This window comes from Curtobacterium sp. MCPF17_031, from assembly GCF_003234035.1.
Classification (GTDB): domain Bacteria; phylum Actinomycetota; class Actinomycetes; order Actinomycetales; family Microbacteriaceae; genus Curtobacterium.
Genome location: NZ_QKSG01000016.1, coordinates 1 through 18,270, shown reverse-complemented (window position 1 = coordinate 18,270; position 18,270 = coordinate 1). Strand labels below are relative to the sequence as shown.

At 70.8% G+C, this 18,270-nt stretch carries 17 protein-coding genes and 2 tRNA genes; 11 read left to right on the top strand and 8 right to left on the bottom strand.

Features of this window, described 5'->3' with window-relative positions; translation table 11 throughout:
• Positions 1-44: 44 nt before the first annotated feature.
• From DEJ31_RS16265 to DEJ31_RS16250, 4 genes are all read left to right on the top strand, one after another.
• Entirely contained in the window at positions 45-920 is an 876-nt protein-coding gene (locus DEJ31_RS16265; RefSeq protein ID WP_111122397.1) for an ATP-binding cassette domain-containing protein, read from the top strand.
• A 68-nt stretch (positions 921-988) separates the two neighbouring features.
• The gene (locus DEJ31_RS16260; protein ID WP_111122396.1) at positions 989-2,014 is read left to right on the top strand and encodes a D-isomer specific 2-hydroxyacid dehydrogenase family protein; all 1,026 of its coding nucleotides are present in this window, start codon (positions 989-991) and stop codon (positions 2,012-2,014) included.
• A gap of 99 nt (positions 2,015-2,113) precedes the next feature.
• Positions 2,114-2,186: transfer RNA gene (locus DEJ31_RS16255), tRNA-Asn, on the top strand.
• Between the two features lie 192 nt (positions 2,187-2,378).
• Complete coding sequence (locus tag DEJ31_RS16250; protein ID WP_111122395.1) at positions 2,379-2,900, top strand: hypothetical protein; 522 nt, start codon at positions 2,379-2,381, stop codon at positions 2,898-2,900.
• A gap of 11 nt (positions 2,901-2,911) precedes the next feature.
• Here the strand turns inward: DEJ31_RS16250 and def are convergent, their stop codons facing one another.
• Positions 2,912-3,487 (bottom strand): peptide deformylase, encoded by a 576-nt coding sequence (gene def, locus DEJ31_RS16245; RefSeq protein ID WP_110903169.1) that lies wholly within the window; start codon positions 3,485-3,487, stop codon positions 2,912-2,914.
• Positions 3,488-3,526: 39 nt separating this feature from the next.
• Between def and DEJ31_RS16240 the strand changes: the two genes are divergently transcribed.
• The 5 genes from DEJ31_RS16240 to DEJ31_RS16220 all read left to right on the top strand — a co-directional run bounded on the left by DEJ31_RS16240 (position 3,527) and on the right by DEJ31_RS16220 (position 7,766).
• The gene (locus DEJ31_RS16240) at positions 3,527-4,441 is read left to right on the top strand and encodes a DMT family transporter (RefSeq protein WP_181421525.1); all 915 of its coding nucleotides are present in this window, start codon (positions 3,527-3,529) and stop codon (positions 4,439-4,441) included.
• A 194-nt stretch (positions 4,442-4,635) separates the two neighbouring features.
• On the top strand, positions 4,636-5,868 hold the full coding sequence (locus tag DEJ31_RS16235) for a glycosyltransferase (RefSeq protein WP_111045305.1): 1,233 nt from the start codon (positions 4,636-4,638) through the stop codon (positions 5,866-5,868).
• A tRNA-Ile gene (locus tag DEJ31_RS16230) sits at positions 5,859-5,933 on the top strand. Before DEJ31_RS16235 ends, DEJ31_RS16230 begins: the two co-directional genes overlap by 10 nt.
• A 64-nt stretch (positions 5,934-5,997) precedes the next feature.
• A complete protein-coding gene (locus tag DEJ31_RS16225) occupies positions 5,998-7,068 on the top strand; it encodes an AI-2E family transporter (RefSeq protein WP_220034517.1) in 1,071 nt (356 codons plus the stop codon).
• A 197-nt stretch (positions 7,069-7,265) separates the two neighbouring features.
• Positions 7,266-7,766 carry a DUF3145 domain-containing protein gene (locus tag DEJ31_RS16220; protein ID WP_375334716.1) on the top strand — a complete coding sequence of 167 codons (501 nt, stop codon included), beginning with the start codon at positions 7,266-7,268 and terminating at the stop codon, positions 7,764-7,766.
• A gap of 263 nt (positions 7,767-8,029) precedes the next feature.
• Here DEJ31_RS16220 and DEJ31_RS16215 read toward each other — a convergent pair whose 3' ends face one another.
• The 6 genes from DEJ31_RS16215 to aceE form a co-directional block, all read right to left on the bottom strand.
• Positions 8,030-9,274: a beta-ketoacyl synthase gene (locus DEJ31_RS16215; RefSeq protein ID WP_111122394.1), complete on the bottom strand. Its 1,245-nt coding sequence runs from the start codon at positions 9,272-9,274 to the stop codon at positions 8,030-8,032.
• 88 nt (positions 9,275-9,362) lie between these two features.
• Positions 9,363-9,611, bottom strand: coding sequence for an acyl carrier protein (locus DEJ31_RS16210; RefSeq protein WP_058741348.1), 249 nt, complete (start codon positions 9,609-9,611; stop codon positions 9,363-9,365).
• An 83-nt stretch (positions 9,612-9,694) separates the two neighbouring features.
• Positions 9,695-10,759, bottom strand: coding sequence for a beta-ketoacyl-ACP synthase III (locus DEJ31_RS16205; protein WP_110903173.1), 1,065 nt, complete (start codon positions 10,757-10,759; stop codon positions 9,695-9,697).
• Positions 10,756-11,700: an ACP S-malonyltransferase gene (locus DEJ31_RS16200; RefSeq protein WP_111122393.1), complete on the bottom strand. Its 945-nt coding sequence runs from the start codon at positions 11,698-11,700 to the stop codon at positions 10,756-10,758. The genes DEJ31_RS16205 and DEJ31_RS16200 overlap by 4 nt, the downstream gene beginning before the upstream one ends.
• Before the next feature lie 79 nt (positions 11,701-11,779).
• Positions 11,780-13,003, bottom strand: coding sequence for a CdaR family transcriptional regulator (locus DEJ31_RS16195; protein WP_110903216.1), 1,224 nt, complete (start codon positions 13,001-13,003; stop codon positions 11,780-11,782).
• A 10-nt stretch (positions 13,004-13,013) separates the two neighbouring features.
• Positions 13,014-15,758 (bottom strand): pyruvate dehydrogenase (acetyl-transferring), homodimeric type, encoded by a 2,745-nt coding sequence (gene aceE / locus DEJ31_RS16190; protein WP_111122392.1) that lies wholly within the window; start codon positions 15,756-15,758, stop codon positions 13,014-13,016.
• 242 nt (positions 15,759-16,000) lie between these two features.
• Between aceE and DEJ31_RS16185 the strand changes: the two genes are divergently transcribed.
• On the top strand, positions 16,001-16,489 hold the full coding sequence (locus tag DEJ31_RS16185) for a peroxiredoxin (RefSeq protein ID WP_111045301.1): 489 nt from the start codon (positions 16,001-16,003) through the stop codon (positions 16,487-16,489).
• Positions 16,490-16,561: 72 nt separating this feature from the next.
• Positions 16,562-17,506, top strand: a complete 945-nt coding sequence (locus tag DEJ31_RS16180) for an alpha/beta fold hydrolase (protein ID WP_111122391.1) — start codon at positions 16,562-16,564, stop codon at positions 17,504-17,506.
• Here the strand turns inward: DEJ31_RS16180 and DEJ31_RS17370 are convergent.
• The coding region (locus DEJ31_RS17370; protein WP_181433563.1) for a L,D-transpeptidase at positions 17,499-18,270 on the bottom strand (772 nt) is incomplete at its 5' end. The two genes, DEJ31_RS16180 and DEJ31_RS17370, sit on opposite strands and share 8 nt — an antisense overlap.

Sequence of the window (18,270 nt, the reverse complement as noted above, 5' to 3'; positions counted from 1 at the left end):
GGTGTGGACCGCGGCAGGGCGCACGCGGCAGGAGAAGGGGTTCCATGACCGGGGAGAACGGTCCGGCCGTCGTCGCGGACGACGTCAGCATCGAGTACCGGGGCGGGCCGGTGAAGAACCCGATCCGCGCGGTGGACGGCGTGAGCCTGACGCTCGGGTGGGGTGAGATCCTCGCGGTGCTCGGCGAGTCCGGCTCGGGGAAGTCCACCTTCGCCGCCGCCGTCGCCGGGCAGCTCGGCACGCACGGCGAGGGCGAGGGCGCGCACCGTCGTCGGATCGTCGGCGGGGAGCTCAGTGTGCTCGGCCAGCCGACACGTCGGCTCCGGCAGTCCTCGCGGCGCTACACGCGCTTGACCGGGCAGATCGGCTACCTGCCGCAGGACGGCGCGGACCGGCTGCGGCCGGACCTGCTCGTCGGCGAGGCGATCGCGGAACCGATCTACGCCCGCGACCGCCGGTTCGACCGGAAGGAGGCCGGCCTCATCGTCGCCCGCCTGGTCGACGCCGTCCACCTGCCGCTCGGCGTGCTCCGGCTCAACACGTGGGAGCTGTCCAGCGGGCAGCGCCAGCGCGTCGCCCTGGCCCGTGCGCTCGTCCTCGAGCCGGAGCTGCTCGTCGCGGACGAACCCGCCCGCGGCGTCGACGTGCTCGTCCGCCAGTCCGTCCTGGAGGCCCTGGCCGGTCTCCAGCGGCGCCGCCAGTTCTCGGCGATCGTCGTCTCGAGCGACCTCCGTGAAGCACGGGCGCTGGCGGACCGGGTCGCGGTCATGAGCGCGGGACGACTCGTCGGGCTCGGTCCCTTCGACGAGGTCCTCGACAACCCGTTGGACCCGTACGTCAGGACACTCGCGGCGACGGCGTCGCGACCGGTGAAACGCAAGCCGGCCACGGCCGGACGCGGAGGAGTGCGGCAGGCATGAGCGGTGCGACAGGCATGAGCGGTGCGACAGGCATGAGCGGTGCGACAGGCATGAGTGGTGTGACAGACATGAGCGGTGCGGCAGGCGCGGGCGAGCAGCAGCAGGCACGGGGTCACCGGGCGGTGGTGACCGACGCCGGGCGACCGTTGCCCGTCGGCACCCCGACGCCCGGGTCGGTGACGATCCTGCCGACGTCGACCGCACTGCACGAGGACGCCGTGCGCCGCGCCGGTGGCACCCTGACCGACCTGGGCGACGACACCCGCGGCATCGTGTGGCTCGACGCCGGCGATCCGGACGGGCTGCAGGCCGCCTTGACGACCACGCCCGGGGTGACCTGGGTGCAGCTGCCGTTCGCGGGCGTCGACGCGTTCGCGCACCTGATCGCCGAGCACGGCGACCGCGTGCTCTTCACCTCGGCCAAGGGCGCTTACGCGGAACCGGTCGCCGAGCACGCGCTGGCCCTGACCCTCGCGACACTCCGCGTGCTGCAGAAGCGCGCCCGGACCACCACCTGGTCGCGGGAGCCCGAGGGCATGTCGCTGTACGGGCGGCACGTGGTGCTCATCGGCGCGGGCGGGATCGCGCTCGAGTACCTGCGGCTCGTGGCACCGTTCGACGTCCGCGTGACCGTCGTCCGCCGGTCGCCGGAGGCGGTGCCCGGCGCAGCGCGGACCGTCACCACCGACCAGCTCGACTCGGTCCTGCCGGACGCCGACGTGGTCGTGGTCGCGGCGGCGATGACCTCGGACACGTCGAAGCTGCTCGGCGCGCACCAGTTCGCGATCATGCCCGACCACGCTCGTCTGGTGAACATCGCGCGCGGGGGACTCGTCGACACCGACGCTCTCGTGGACGCGCTGCGCTCCGGGGCGATCACCGCGGCCGGACTCGACGTGACCGACCCGGAGCCGCTGCCGGACGGACACCCGCTCTGGAGCGAGCCGGGCGCGCTCATCACGCCGCACCAGGCTGACACACCGGAGATGGTCGCACCGCTCCTGGCCGAGCGGGTCGGCACGAACGTGCGGGCGTTCCTCGGCGGTGACGGCACGGGGTTCGTGGGGGTCGTGGACCCGGCCGCGGGGTACTGATCCGCCGGTCCCGGACGCCACGCCCGGGATGCACAGCCGATGTCCCGGTGCCACTCGGGGGTCTGCTACAGTTTCACCTGCTGTTCAAGCGGACAGTGATCCTCGATAGCTCAATTGGCAGAGCAGCCGGCTGTTAACCGGCAGGTTGTTGGTTCGAGTCCAACTCGGGGAGCGACAGGCCCTCACCCTCCGGGGTGGGGGCCTTTTCGTTCCCCTGGTGCCCCAGTGCCCGGTGCCCGGTGCCCGGAGCGCTGATGCTCGGTGCTCGTGTTGCCGCAGGTCCGGCGCTCCATGTCTGCGGTTCCCGGGCGTCGTGGTGCGCTTCCACAGGCGAGGTGCCGGCGGAACCTGTTAACGTCCACAGGTGCTCCTCCGACCTCGACGCTCCGCGACGCTCATCGCCGTGCTCGCGCTCGGAGTCGCTGCCACCGCGCTCACCGGGTGCTCGTCGACCGAGACCGTGGCGCGCGCCGAGGCAGCCAGCGGGTCGGCGGCAGCAGCCACCACGGCGCCGCCAGGGTCCTCCGCTCCGAGCGGCACCTCCCCGGTCGTCTTCGCGTTCACCTGCACCGTCGGTGACGGTCCGGAGGTCCAGACCTACACGACCTCGTCCGCTGTGTGGCAGGACCGGCGCACCTCGTGCACGGCCGCCCCGATCACGGGCACGGTCCCGTCGGCACAGCAGCAGTCCGCACTCGACGCCGCTCGCGGGGACGCCACGCTCGAGGAACTCGCCGCGGGCTGCGCGGTCAGTGGGACCGGGCCGTGGCGCTCGGCGGTCGAGACCGTCGAGCAGGAACACCTGGCCGCCGGACTCGAGCGGTACTGCCCGGGACATCCGGACATGGCACGACTCCGGGACGCACTGGACGCGCACCGCGGCTGACGCTGCTGCGGTCAGCCCTCGGGGTGGTCACGTCCCGGCAGCCACGACTGCCCGGGGCCACCCCAGCTGGCCTTGCGGATCGCCTTCTGCACCTGCTTGGCGTACGGGTGGACCAGCCGGTCGGCGTACAGGACGCCGTCGAGGTGGTCGTACTCGTGCTGGAACACGCGGGCGAGCCACCCGTGCGCCTCGATCTCGAACGGTTCGCCGTGCTCGTCGACGGCCCGCAGCAGCGCGGACCCGGAACGGCGGAGCGGGAACCGCTCTCCGGGCACGGACAGGCACCCCTCGGACTCGTCGTCCTCGTCGAGTTCCTCGATCGACTCCGGCACCGGGGGAGTGGTCCACAGCACCGGGTTGATCGCGACGCCCCGCCAGAGCACGTCGTCGTCGTCGGTCCACGAGTAGACGAACAACCGCTGGCCGACCCCGACCTGCGGTCCGGCGAGCCCGACGCCCGGCGCCAGGTCCATCGTCTCGAACATGTCGGCCACGAGAGTGCGCAGGTCGTCGTCGAAGACGAGAACCTCGGTCGCGGGGGTGTGCAGGACGGGTTCACCGGTGATCCGGATCGGGAGGACGGCCATGCAACCAGGGTATCTGCGCGCGTCGGATAGCCTCGACCCGTGACACCGGACCTGCCGATCCCCGACGTGGTGCAGAACCTGACCCCGTTCCAGGCGCTCATGATCCCCGTCGCCCTCGTCGGCGCCGTGTTCCTGTCGCTCGGCGCGCAGTTCCAGAGCCGCGGGGTGCAGCGGGTGGAGGCGCGTCTCGGGCAGCAGTCGAAGGGGCTGTCGGTCCGCCACGTCCTCGCGCTCCTCGGCAGCGGCAACTGGGTGCTCGGCACGCTGATGCTCGGTGCTGCGATCGTGCTCCAGCTCGTGAGCATCACCTACGCGCCGCTCATCGTCGTGCAGCCCCTCGGTGCCGTGGCCCTCGTGGTCACGACGTGGTTCTCGTCGCGGAGCTCCGGCGTCCCGCTCGGCACCCGGGCTCGGCGTGCCGTGTGGACGTGCATCGGTGGCGTCGGGTTGTTCGTGCTCATCGCCGCGCTCTACGGCCGCGAGAGCCCGATCGGCCGCGGGCAGCTCATCACGGTGCTGGTGGTCCTGGCGGTCGTCCTGACGCTCGTGGTGATCTCGTTCCGCCTGGTCGCCAAGCGTCGCAACGCGCTGTACTACATCATCGGCGCGGGCATCCTCTACGGCTTCGTCGCCACCCTGGCGAAGGTCACGCTGAACCGCATCGTCAACGGCACCTTCGACTGGGTCACCGCCTTCGCCATCGTCGGGGTCGTCGTCGCCTCGGCCGTCGGCGCGTACTTCGTGCAGAACGCCTACTCGAGCGGCTCGGCCGACCTCGTCATCGCAGGCCTGACGGTCGTCGATCCGATCGTCGCCGTCGGGATCGGTGTCATCGTCCTGGACGAGGCCGCCGGCGCTCCCGTCGGTGCCGGGATCGGCTTCCTCGTCGCCGGTGCGATCGCGATCACCGGGGTGTTCCTCCTGGCGAAGCACCACCCCGACTCGCGACCGTGACGACGGACGGGAGGCGCGCCTCCCGTCCGTCTCCTTGCCCGCGTCCGCCGCTCGGTGCCGTACCGGGGGATGACGCGGGTCCGCCGCGCGGCTGAGGCGGGCGGCCAGAGGGGTGCGGTAGCGTTCCGAACCGACCAGACCGGCGTGCGACGACCACGCGCGCCGGCGTTCGCGACGAGAGGACGACCCCCGCCGTGTCAGCAGACGCCACGACCGAGACGACCGACACCACGGCCGCCACCGGAGGGCGACGGCCGCTGCGGGTGCTCATCGCCGCCGACACCTTCGCGCCCGACGTGAACGGTGCCGCGACCTTCACCGAGGAACTCGCCCTCGGCCTCGCCGCACGTGGGCACGAGGTGCACGTCATCGCCCCGTCCTGGAACCGGTGGCACGCCGGGTCGTTCGACGAGGAGTACCGGGGCGTGACGCTCACGGTGCACCGCCTCGCCTCGTACCGGTGGCCCGCCCACGAGTGGTACCGCTTCGCGTGGCCCTGGACGGTCCGCAAGCACACCGCGCCGATCATCGCGGCGCTGCAGCCCGACGTCGTGCACATCCAGTCCCACATCGTCGTCGGCCGCGGTGTAGCCCGCGAGGCGCACGACCGGGGGATCCGGATCATCGGCACGAACCACTTCATGCCGGAGAACCTGCTCGAGTACACGCCGTTCGGCAAGCGCACGACGCCGCTCGCGCTGAAGATCGCCTGGGCGGACGCGGCGAAGACCTACCGGCTGGCCGAAGCGATCACCACGCCGACCGAGCTCGCCGCCGACTACCTGCGTGACGCCATCGCCGGGCAGCCGGTCCTCGCGATCTCGTGCGGGATCGACGCCTCCCGCTACACGCCGGGGACCGGACGACCCGCGGGCAACGACATCGTCTTCGTCGGCCGGGTCGCGCCGGAGAAGAACCTCGACGTCATGGTCCGAGCACTCCCGCTGCTGCCCGCCTCGCTCGACGCCCGCTTCACCATCGTCGGCGACGGCGACATGATCCCGAAGCTGACCGCCCTCGCGAAGGAGCTCGGGGTCGAGGACCGGGTCCGGTTCCTCGGGTTCGTGTCCGACGAGGTGAAGCTCCGGACGCTGACCGAGGGCTCCGTCTTCGTGATGCCGTCCACCGCGGAACTGCAGAGCATCTCGTCGCTCGAGGCGATGGCCTCCGGGCTGCCCGTCGTGGCGGCGGACGCCATGGCGCTGCCGCACCTGATCGACGGCAACGGGTACCTGTTCACCCCGGGCGACGAGCACGACCTCGCGGCGAAGCTCACCTCGGTGCTGACCGCGTCGGACGCCGAGTACCAGGACATGCGGCAGCGCAGCCTGACCATGATCGAGGCACACGACATCAACCGCACGCTCTCGACGTTCGAGGCGCTGTATCGTGGGGAGCCGGTGGCCTCGGCCCCCGAGGGGCGGTAGCCAAGCTGGTCAAGGCAGTCGGCTCATAACCGAACGATTCGCGGGTTCAAGTCCCGCCCGCCCTACGTGCACCTGCCGACCAAGAAGCGCCCTCCCGAAGACACGAGTCACGCGCCCACCCCGAACGTGATGTTCGAGGTGAGCCGGGCGGGCACGGGCGTGCGTGTGAACGCCTTCCGCATCGGGTTCATGGGCGCGATCGGGGTGCTCGTCGCGCTGCTGGCCGGCTCGCTCGTCCACGAGCTCAGCACAGTGCTCGTGTACATCGGCGTGGCGCTGTTCATCGCACTCGGCCTCGACCCGCTCGTCACCCTGCTCGAGCGGTACATCCCGCGTTGGGCGGCGATCCTCATCGTGGTCGTCGTCGTGCTCGGGGCCTTCGTCGGCGTCGTCTTCGCGATCGTGCCGATCCTGGTGAACCAGGCCACGAACCTGGTGCAGAACTTCCCGGAGATCGTCGGGGACATCTCGGAGCAGGGGTGGGTGCAGGACCTGGCGCGGCAGTTCGAGGGCTCGTTCGACATCGACCACGCACTCGACTCCGCGCAGAAGTTCGTCGAGAACCCGGGCAACCTGCTCAGCCTCGGCGGCGGGATCCTGGCGGTCGGCACCGGCATCCTGTCCGGACTGACCGGTGCGCTCATCGTCATCATCCTGATGCTCTACTTCCTCGCCTCGATGCGCAGCCTGAAGACGATGGTCTACCGCTTCGTCCCGGCCTCCCGCCGCGACAACTTCGTCGAGGTGAGCGAGCAGGTGACCTCCTCCGTCGGCCGGTACGTGGTCGGGCAGATCACCCAAGCCGGCATCAACGGTGTGCTCAGCATCATCTGGCTGCTCGTCATCGGGGCGCCGCTGCCGGTGCTGCTGGCGTCCTTCGCGTTCCTCGGCTCGCTCATCCCGCTCGTCGGGACACTCGGTGCGGCCGTCCTCATCTCGCTGCTGTGCTTCTTCGCGTCACCCGCGACGGCGCTGGCCGCAGCGATCTACTACCTCGTCTACATGCAGGTCGAGGCGTACATCATCTCGCCGCGCATCATGTCGCGGGCCGTCCAGGTGCCGGGGGCGCTCGTGGTCATCGCCGCGGTCGCCGGTGCCACGATCGGCGGGGTGCTCGGCGCCCTCGTCGCGGTGCCGGCAGCGGCGTCGGTGATCATCATCGTGCAGAAGGTCATCTACCCGCGCCAGGAGCTCTCCTAGCACGCTCGATCCGGCCTGCTCGGTGGGTTGCACCGTGCGGTTCTCCATCGACATGGTGCGGATGGTTGCCGTTCCCAGTCGGCACCTGTCATGATGAGCGTGTCCTCCGGGACGTCACAATCGCATACCGATGGTCCCGAACGGGTCCTCCGCTGTACAGGTCGATGGGGAAGTCGCACCTGACGATCGGAGGAATCGTGACTGGGACAACGTCAGGAGTGCTCTACGTGCACTCCTCACCACGCGCGCTCTGCCCGCACGTCGAATGGGCAGCAGGTCGCGCGATGAACCGCGCCGTGAACTTCTCGTGGCTCGACCAGCCCGCACTCGACGGTTCGCGCCGCACCGAGTTCACCTGGTCGGGGCCGATCGGGTCCGGTGCGGCGATCGCCTCTGCGCTCCGCGGGTGGGAGCACCTGCGCTTCGAGGTCACCGAGGACGCGACGACCGACTCCGACGGTGGACGCTGGATGCACACGCCGGACCTCGGCGTCTTCTACGCGCAGACCGACGTCACCGGCAACATGGTGGTCCCCGAGGACCGCATCCGCTACGCGATGGAGATCGCCGGCAGCAATGCCCTCGAGCTGCACCGGGAGCTCCGGCTCGCGCTCGGGCAGGCGTGGGACGACGAGCTCGAGCCCTTCCGCCACGCTGCCGAGGGCAACCCCGTCGTCTGGCTGCACCGCGTCGGCTGAACCGATCCGTTCCTCCCGTCACACCGAACGCCGTCCTCCGCGCGGCGTTCGGCGTTGCGGGCGGTGCACCGGGCGCCGAGCGTCGAGATGCCAGAATTCTGCAGCCTCGGGCTCCGAGGCGGCGGCATTGCGGCATCGCCGCGGCAATGAGCGGCGCGTTCTGGACCCTCGCCGCACGGCATGCGCCCGCAGAGCCCGGCCGGCCCCGGGCGGACGGGAGGCCCGCCCCGCGACGCGGGACGGGCCTCCAGGCCGACGGCGGATCAGACCGAACGGAACGCCACCACGGCGTTGTGCCCGCCGAAGCCGAACGAGTTGCTCACCGCGAGCAGGTCGCCCTGCGGCAGGTCGCGCGGCGCGGTCGCGACGTCCATCACGATCTCCGGGTCCTGCTTCGTGAGGTTGATCGTCGGCGGTGCGACCCGGTTCTCGAGCGCGAGGACGGTGAAGACCGCCTCGATCGCGCCGGCCCCACCGAGCAGGTGCCCGGTCGACGCCTTCGTGGCGGACACGACGACGGCGTCGAGGTGGTCGCCGAAGACGCGACGCATGGCGTGGTACTCGGCCACGTCGCCGACCGGGGTGGAGGTCGCGTGGGCGTTGACGTGCGCGACGTCCTCGCGGCTGGCGTCGGCGTGCTCGAGCGCCATGATGACGGCGCGGGCGGCCGCGGAACCCTCGGGGTCCGGTGCGGTGATGTGGAACGCGTCCGAGGTGATGCCGGACCCGGCGACCTCGGCGTAGATGTGCGCACCGCGGGCCTCGGCGTGCTCCTTGGTCTCGAGGACCAGCGCAGCGGCACCGTCGGCCAGCACGAAGCCGTCCCGTGTCACGTCGTAGGGACGCGAGGCGGTCTCGGGGGAGTCGTTCCGACGGGACAACGCCTGCATCGCGGCGAAGGCGGCCAGCGGCAGCGGGTGCAGCGCGGCCTCGGCACCACCGGCGATGACGATGTCGGCGTCGCCGAACGCGACGTGCCGGTACGCCTCGGCGAGCGACTCGGTGCTCGAGGCGCACGCGGACAGGTAGGTGCGAGCGCCACCACGGGCGCCGAACTCCATCTCGATGGCTGCGGCGGGACCGTTCGCCATGAGCATCGGGACGGTCATCGGCAGGACCCGGCGGGGACCGCGCTCACGCAGGGTGTCCCACGCGTCGAGCAGCGTGTTGACGCCGCCGATGCCGGTGGCCCAGTCGACGATGAGACGCTCCGGGACGACGGTCTCGGCGTCGATGCCGGCGTCGGCCCAGGCCTCTCGTGCGGCGATGAGCGACAGCTGCGACGAGGGGTCCAGGCGCTTCGACTCGGGGCGGGTGAGCTGGTCGGTGACGAAGCGGCGCGCCTGGCCGGCGAACTCGACGGGGAGCTCCAACTCGGCGTAGCGCGGGTCCTCGATGCGGGTGACACCGGACTCACCGGCGAGCAGCGCCGCCCAGGATTCCTTGGCGGTCGCAGCGAGGGGACTGATCGCACCGATCCCGGTGACGACGACGGTTCTCTTGGTCATGAACGACGGTTCTTTCTGCGAGGGACAAGACGAGCGCCGCGGGCCACGACTCGAGGGTCAGCGGCCCGCGGCGCTCAGGAAGCTCGTTTCAGGCCTGGGCCTTGACGATGAAGTCGACGGCGTCGCCGACGGTCTTGAGGTTCTTGACCTCTTCGTCGGGGATCTTGACGTCGAACTTCTCTTCGGCGTTCACGACGATGGTCATCATCGAGATGGAGTCGATGTCGAGGTCGTCGGTGAACGACTTGTCTGCGGCGACGGTGTCGGTAGCGATACCGGTCTCGTCGTTGATCAGCTCGGCCAGGCCGGCGAGGACTTCTTCGTTGGACAGGGCCATGAGTGTTCTCCTTGAGGGGGGTGTCGTTTGACCGTGGGACAGCCTAGGGCACGGGCACTGCCCGCGCCCGGAGGCGCGTGGGACTAGGGGAGGACGACCACCTGCGCGCCGAACACGAGTCCGGCGCCGAAGCCGATCTGCAGGGCGAGTCCGCCCGACAGTTCCGGGTGCTCGGAGAGCAGGCGGTGCGTGGCGAGCGGGATGCTCGCGGCGGAGGTGTTGCCGGTGGTGGTGATGTCGCGTGCGATGGCCACCGAGTCCGGGATGCCGAGCTGCTTCGCGAACTCGTCGATGATCCGGATGTTCGCCTGGTGCGGTACGAACGCCGAGAGCTGGTCGGCGCGGACGCCGGCAGCCTCGAGTGCCTGACGAGCGACCTTCACCATCTCCCAGACCGCCCAGCGGAACACCGTCTGACCGGCCTGACGCATGGTCGGCCGGGGTGCGCCAGCCGCCCATTCGTTGTAGGTCGCGGTCATGCCGATCGCGTCCCACTTCGAGCCGTCGGAACCCCAGATGCTCGGGCCGATGCCGGCGAACTCGCTCGGACCGACGACCGCCGCCCCCGCCCCGTCCCCGAGGAGGAACGAGATCGAGCGGTCGGTCGGGTCGACGACGTCGCTGAGCTTCTCGGCGCCGATGACGAGCACGTGGTCGGCGATGCCGGACTTGATGAACGAGTCGGCCTGGGCGATGCCGTACGCGTACCCGGCGCACGCGGCGCTGATGTCGTACGCGGCGGCCGGCGTGGCTCCGATCCGCTCGGCGAGGAGCGAGGCCAGCGACGGCGTGGCGACCGAGTGCGTCACGGTCGCGACGAGCACGACACCGATCTGGTCGGGCGTCAGGCCGGACTTCGCCATCGCCTCGCGCGCGGCCGTCTCGGCCAGGTCCACCGCTGCGACGTCGCGTCCGGCACGCATCCGGGTCACGATGCCGGTGCGCTGGCGGATCCACTCGTCCGAGGAGTCGATCGGGCCGACCAGGTCCTCGTTCGGGACCGCGTTCTCGCCGCGCGCGGCGCCGAAGGCGAGGATGCGGGTGAACTCGTGGCCGCGCCGCTGGGCGAGGACCGGGCGGGCACCGGACGGGAGGCCCGTGGCCGCGTCGCTGCTTCCGGCGTCGGTGGTGCTGCTCGTGTCGGTCATCGGGTGCCCTCGGTGGTGTCGGCGGCGGCGCTCTGGAGCAGCTCGACCGCGGCGGGCAGGTCGTCCGGCGTCTTGATCGCGACGGTCGGCGTGCCACGGAGTCCACGCTTCGCCAGACCGACGAGCGCGCCGGCCGGAGCGAGCTCGATGATGCCGGTGACGCCGGCCTGCTGGAACGAGGTCATCACGGCGTCCCAGTGCACGGGGCTGGCGATCTGGCGGACCATGAGGTCGACGAAGTGACGGCCGTCCTCGACCCGGGAGCCGTCGGCGTTGGTCCAGAGCGGCAGGGTCGGATCCTGCACGGCGGCGGCGGCGGCGACGGGGGCGACCCGGTCGACCGCGGGGGCCATGAAGCGGGTGTGGAACGCTCCCGCGACCGCGAGCGGGATGACCCGGGCCTTCGCGGGTGGCTGCTCGGCCAGACGGACGATGGCGTCCGCGGACCCGGCGACCACGGTCTGCCCACCGCCGTTGTGGTTCGCGGCGGTGAGCCCGAGGGACTCGAGTGCGGCGGTGAGCTCGTCGGCGTCGCCGCCGAGGACGGCGGCCATCGAGGTCGGCTCGAGTGCGGCGGCGGCCGCCATCGCCCGGCCACGCTCGGCGACCAGCGAGACGGCGTCGCTCGGCGTGAGCACCCCGGCGACGGCGGCGGCGGTGAACTCGCCCACCGAGTGGCCGGCGACCCCGCCGACCAGGTCACGACGGCCGTCGGCGAGGAGTGCGTCGGCGGCCACGAGCCCGGCGGCCACGATGAGCGGCTGCGCCAGCGCGGTGTCCTTGATCGTGTCGGCGTCGGAGTTCGTGCCGTGTTCGGCCAGGTCGACGCCGATCGCCTCGGACCACTGCCCGACTCGGTCACGGACGGCGGAGTCCTCGAGCCAGGGGGCGAGGAATCCGGGGGTCTGGGAGCCCTGTCCGGGCGCGACGACGACGATCACCGCACAATCCTCCCGGTCGGGGTTCCCGGAACCCGTGTGGACTCCCCACACGGATTCCGCGGATGCCTTGTAGGAACCCCTACCGGCGGGTCGGACGACGGCGAGTGGACGCCGACTCGGACATCGCGCCGAGGATGAGCGCCGACTGCACGATGAGGGCGTCGCGGGCGTGGGTGGCGTCCCATCCGATGACGTCGGCGACACGGCGCAGCCGGTAGCGCACGGTGTTCGGGTGCACGAAGAGCTCACGCGCGGTGGCTTCGAGCGAGCGCCCGGTGTCCAGGTAGCACCAGAGCGTCTGGAGGAGCTCGGTCGACTGGTCCTTCAGCGGGATGTAGATCCGTTGCACGAGCGCCGACCGGGCGAGCGGGTCGCCGGCCAGTGCGCGCTCCGGGAGCAGGTCGTCGGCCAGGGCCGGACGGGGTGCGCCACGCCACGCGCGTGCGACGGCGAAGCCCGCGAGTGCGGCCTTGGCGCTGGTCGAGGCGTCGACCACCCCGGGTACCTCGTTGCCGAGCACCAGGTGACCCTCGCCGAACAGCGGTTCCAGCTCTTGCGCGATCGACATGAACGAGACCGGCTCTTCGCCCTCGGGCACGTCGTCACGCGGCGTGGCCCGGCCGATGACCACGACGAGCCGGGAGCCCTGGACGCCGATCAGCACGTCCGCGTCCTGGTGTCGGGCCGTCCGGCGGACCTGGTCCACCTCGAGCTGCCGCGGTGCGGTGCCGACGAGCACCGCGACCTCACCATGGCCGTGCCAGCCGAGCGCGGCGATCCGCGAAGGCAGCTCGTCGTCGTACTCGCCCGACAGGATCGAGTCGACCACGAGGGCTTCGAGACGGGCGTCCCAGAGCCCACGGGCTTCGGCGGCACGGGCGTAGACGTCAGCGGCGGCGAAGGCGATGTCGCGCGAGTACTTGAGGATCGCCTCCTGGAGCATCTCGTCGTCGGCGGCGCGTTCCTCGACGACGGTCACGACGACGCGGATGAGCTGCAGGGTCTGCTGCAGGCTCACCGAGCGGAGGAGCTCCCGCGGTGCCGAACCGAACACGTCGGCTGCCGCGATCCACGGCGTCGACGCACTGCCCTCGAGCCACGAGATGAACGACGTGATGCCGGCCTGCGCCACCATGCCGACCGCCGAGCGGCGTCCCGGCGGCATCTCGCTGTACCAGGGGAGCGTGTCCTCCAGCCGCTTGATCGTGGCCGTCGAGAGCTCGCCCGACACCTGCCGGAGCCAGGAGAGCGCCCGTGCCCGGTCGTCCTCTCTGGCTCCGGCGGTGTCGGTGCGTGGTGCCATCACCAGCGGGTCAGCTCTCGCCGCCCGCGTTGCCCGTCGTCCCGGCGGTCACGTCGTGCAGACGGTACTTGTCGATCGCCTGCTGCACGACCGAGGCGTCGAGCTTGCCCTGACGGACCAGCTGCTGCAGCGTCCGAACGACGACCGACGGGCCGTCGATGTGGAAGAAGCGGCGGGCTGCCGCACGGGTGTCCGAGAAGCCGAAGCCGTCGGCGCCGAGCGTGGCGTAGTCGGTCGGGACGAACGGACGGATCTGCTCCTGCACGGCGTGCATGAAGTCGCTGACCGCGACGACCGGGCCCTCGGTGCCGAGCAGACGCTCGGTCACGTACGGGGTGCGCGCCTGCTCGTTCGGGTTGAGGAACGCGTGCTGCTCGGCGGCCACACCGTCGCGGTAGAGCTCCCCCCAGCTGGTGACGCTCCACACGTCGGCCGACACGCCCCAGTCCTCGGCGAGGAGCTGCTGCGCCTCGAGGATCCACGGCACCGCGACGCCGGACGCGAGCAGCTGGGCCTTCGGGCCGTCGTGCTCGCTCGACTTGAGCAGGTACATGCCCTTGACGATGCCGTCGACGTCGACGCCCTCCGGCTCGGCGGGCTGCACGAGCGGCTCGTTGTAGACCGTCAGGTAGTACATGACGTTGGGGTCGTCGTGCGAGGGGGTCCCGTCCTCGTTCGTGCCGTACATGCGCTCGAGGCCGGTCCGGACGATGTGCCCGATCTCGTACCCGTACGCGGGGTCGTACGACACGACCGCCGGGTTCGACGCGGCGAGGAGCGGCGAGTGGCCGTCCGCGTGCTGCAGGCCCTCTCCCGTCAGGGTGGTGCGACCGGCGGTGGCGCCGATCATGAACCCACGGGTCATCTGGTCGCCGGCGGCCCAGATGGCGTCGCCCGTGCGCTGGAAGCCGAACATCGAGTAGAAGACGTAGACCGGGATGAGCGGCTCGCCCTGCGTCGAGTACGACGTGCCGACGGCGGTGAAGGCTGCGAGGGCACCGGCCTCGTTGATGCCGACGTGGATGATCTGTCCCTGCGGGCTCTCCTTGTACGCCAGGAGGAGCTCTCGGTCGACCGACGTGTAGTGCTGGCCGTTCGGGTTGTAGATCTTCGCGGTCGGGAAGTACGCGTCCATGCCGAACGTGCGCGCTTCGTCCGGGATGATCGGGACGACCCGGTTGCCGAAGTCGGGCGAGCGGAGCAGGTCCTTCAGCAGACGGGCGAACGCCATCGTCGTGGCGACCTCCTGCTTGCCGGAGCCCTTCTTCACGACCTGGTACTTCGACTCGTCGGGCAGGTTGACCTGCGTGTACTTCGTGCGACGTTCCGGCACGTAGCCACCGAGTTCACGGCGACGCTCGTGCATGTACTGGATCGCCTCGTCGTCGTTGCCCGGGTGGTAGTACGGCGGCGTGTACGGGTTCTCCTCGAGCTGCGCGTCCGTGATCGGGATGCGCATCTCGTCGCGGAACTGCTTGAGGTTGTCGAGCGTGAGCTTCTTCATCTGGTGGGTCGCGTTGCGGCCCTCGAAGCTCGGGCCGAGGCCGTAGCCCTTGACCGTCTTCGCCAGGATGACGGTCGGCTGGCCCTTGTGCTCACTGGCGGCCTTGAACGCCGCGTAGACCTTGCGGTAGTCGTGGCCACCGCGCTTGAGGTTCCAGATCTGGTCGTCCGAGTAGTCCTTGACCAGCTCGAGCGCCTTCGGGTCGCGCCCGAAGAAGTTCTCGCGGACGTAGGCACCGTTCTCGGCCTTGTACGTCTGGTAGTCGCCGTCCGGCGTCGCGTTCATGAGGTTGAGCAGTGCACCGTCGGTGTCCCGGGCGAGCAGGTCGTCCCACTCGCGGCCCCAGACGACCTTGATGACGTTCCAGCCCGCACCGCGGAAGAACGCCTCGAGTTCCTGGATGATCTTGCCGTTGCCGCGCACCGGGCCGTCGAGGCGCTGGAGGTTGCAGTTGATGACGAAGTTCAGGTTGTCGAGACCGTCGTTGGCCGCGACCTGGAGCTGGCCGCGGGACTCGACCTCGTCCATCTCGCCGTCGCCGAGGAACGCCCAGACCTGCTGGTCCATGGCGTCCTTGATGCCGCGGTTCGACAGGTACTTGGCCTGCTGTGCCTGGTAGATCGCGTTGATCGGGCCGATGCCCATCGACACGGTCGGGAACTGCCAGAAGTGCGGCATGAGGCGAGGGTGCGGGTAGGACGACAGCCCGCCGCCGGCGTGGGACTTCTCCTGACGGAAACCGTCGAGCTGGTCCTCGCTGAGGCGCCCTTCCATGTAGGCACGGGCGTACATGCCGGGGGAGGCGTGGCCCTGGAAGAAGACCTGGTCGCCGCCGGACGGGTGGTCCTGCGCACGGAAGAAGTGGTTGTAGCCGACCTCGTACATGGCGGCGCTCGACGCGTACGTCGAGATGTGGCCACCGACCGAGATGCCGGGGCGCTGCGCACGGTGCACCGTGATGGCCGCGTTCCAGCGGATCCAGCGGCGGTAGCGACGCTCGACCTCTTCGTCGCCGGGGAACTCGGGCTCGTCCTCCGGCGCGATCGTGTTGACGTAGTCGGTCGTCGGGACCATGGGCACACCGAGGTGCAGCTCGTTCGAGCGCTTCAACAGGCTCTGCATGATCTCGCGAGCCCGCTGATGTCCGTGGGCCCGGACGAGGCCGTCGAGGGACTCACGCCATTCGGCGGTCTCCTCCGGGTCCTGGTCCGTTCCTGCGGTGCTGCGCGGGTCCTGGTCGTTCACCGTCACCGTTGACCTCGTTCGTTCTCGTGGTGGTGGAATGTCGAGCCGTCGGTGGTCGGGTCACGACCGGGGACGGGCCGCATCCACTCTAGGCCCCCGCACCGACGGTCCCGCTGACCGCGACGCAGGGCGGACGGCACTTGCGTTCGGAGGGCGTCGGCGTAGCATGGCCGACCGTGCGTCCGCGACCGGTGGACGTGTGGAACCGTGGGGCACACCCAACGCCCTGGGAGAGAAGCACCTCAACGATGGCTCTGGAGATCGGCTCACTCGCGCCGGACTTCGAGCTCCCGAACCAGTTCGGTGAGCACGTCCGACTCAGCGACCACCGTGGCCACCGCCCGGTCGCACTCGTCTTCTTCCCTCTGGCGTTCTCGTCCACCTGCACGGACGAGCTCTGCACCCTGCAGGACAACATCGCGATGTTCCAGGACCAGCGCATCGAGCTGATCGGCATCTCGGTCGACTCCAAGGCGACGCTGCGGTCGTTCGCGCAGGTGAACGGCTACGACTTCGAGCTGCTCGCGGACTTCTGGCCGCACGGGGCGGTGTCCAAGGAGTACGGCGTGTTCCTCGAGAAGAAGGGCTTCGCGACCCGCGCGACCTTCGTCATCGACGTGGACGGTCGCATCAAGGCATCGATCATCACCGAGCCGGGCGTCGCTCGCGACGTGACCGAGTACCGGGCAGCGCTCGACCGACTGGCCGCCCACGCCGCGCCGGTCTCCGTCAGCTGAGGCTCGACCCCTCTGCCCCGGCGTCGGCTCCGAACTCCGGGTGACGTCACCAGGCGTCGGACTGGAGGCACGGTGACCGTCACCGACACCGGCGCGGTCCCTCAGACCGGCGCCTCGATCGCGGATGTCTCGATCGCGGACGTCTACGCCCCGTACCCCATCGTCGACGTACCTCCTCGCTGGGGTCTCGAGATGACGACGGTCCGGACCGGTGTCCGCCCGACGGTCGTCCACCACCGCCCCGGACCCCGCTCGCTGCTGTTCCTGCACGGCGTCGCCGGTTCGTGGACCACGTGGACGCCGCTCCTCGCGGCCGCGGCGGGCATCGAGGGTCGCGGACTCGTCCTCGTCGACCTGCCCGGCTGGGGCTCCTCACCCGCTCCGGCGGTCCCGCTCGACGTCGACGAGTCGTCGCAGGTGCTCGTCGACGTGCTCGACGCCCTCGGCCTCGACCAGGTCGACGTCGTCGGCCACTCCATGGGGGCCTTCGTGGGTCTCCACCTCGCGGTGACCAGGCCGGAACGGGTGCGCTCCCTCGGTCTCGTCTCCGGCACGACCTTCGCCACCGCGGCCGCGGCGCGCCGTCCGGTCCGGGCACTGCGGACCCTGCCGGCCTTCACGCTGCTGCGTGCCGGGCTGGCCGTGACCCGGGGAGCCGCCGGCGACCTCCTGCGCGGACTCGCCCGGATCGGACTGCTCCCGTTGCTCGCGGGGCCGGTGTTCGCCGCCGTCCGTCGGCTGGACCCCAGCGTGCTGCAGGCGTTCGTCGAGGAGTTCCGGCCGGCCGGGTTCCTCGGCGCGGCCCGCGCGGCAGCCCGCTACGACACCCGACGGTGGTCGGAGGTCCGATGCCCCGTCGTCGCGCTCGCGGGACGGCAGGACGTGTTCGCGCGGGTGGACGACCTCGCGCGTCTCCGTCGTGTCCTGCCGGACGTCCGCACGGTCCTCCTGGAGGACTGCGGGCACTTCGCGCACGTCGAACGTCCCGACGCGGTGGTCCGCGAACTGCTCAGCTGAACTCGATCGGCGTCCCGATCGGCAGCTCCGCGAGTGCGTCCGTCATCGCGGCGGTGATGCGGACGCAGCCGTGCGACGACCCGGTCGGGTCCGGGTAGAAGTGCAGCGCGGTGAGGGCCGCGTTGCCGCCGTACCCGGCGAGCTTCGACGAGTGCGCCCCGGTCAGCGCGATCGGGTGCCCCTGCGTGTACGGGACCTGCGGGTCGACGTAGTTCGCCTCCATGTAGGTCTTCGTGGCCGCTGGCGTCGGATCGTCCGGGGTGCCGAGGCGTGCGGTCTCGCTCGTTTCGACGGTGCCGTCGCGGTGCACGATCGCGATCGTGCCGGTCGCGTTGTCGACCCGGACCTCGCGGTCGGTGCTCGCGAGCGTGAAGTCGGCGGCGCGGGCCCAGGCGAACGTCGAACTCGGGGCCTCGGCGACTCCGCCGTCGCCCGGCGTCCGGTTCCGGGACGGCGTCGAGACGAGGACCATGCCGCCGTCCTCGCCGGCCGATCGACCCCAGACGGCGGTCGCGGTCGGCGTGTTGATCGTCGACACCGACGAGGACAGCGTCGCGACCGGAGCGGCGTCGGCGTCGGGCGCCGCGTAGAGCGGGACGAGCGGTGCCTTCGGGGTCGCGGTGGTCCACTGGTTCCGAGCGTCGACCTGCGAGCCGTCGAGGAGCTGACCGATCACGGCGTCGTGGAACGCCAGGGGGAGTGCGGCGAGGGCCTCGTCCGACGGGCGGTCGGGGACGGCGGGCAGCGGCGTGCGGGACGGGGTG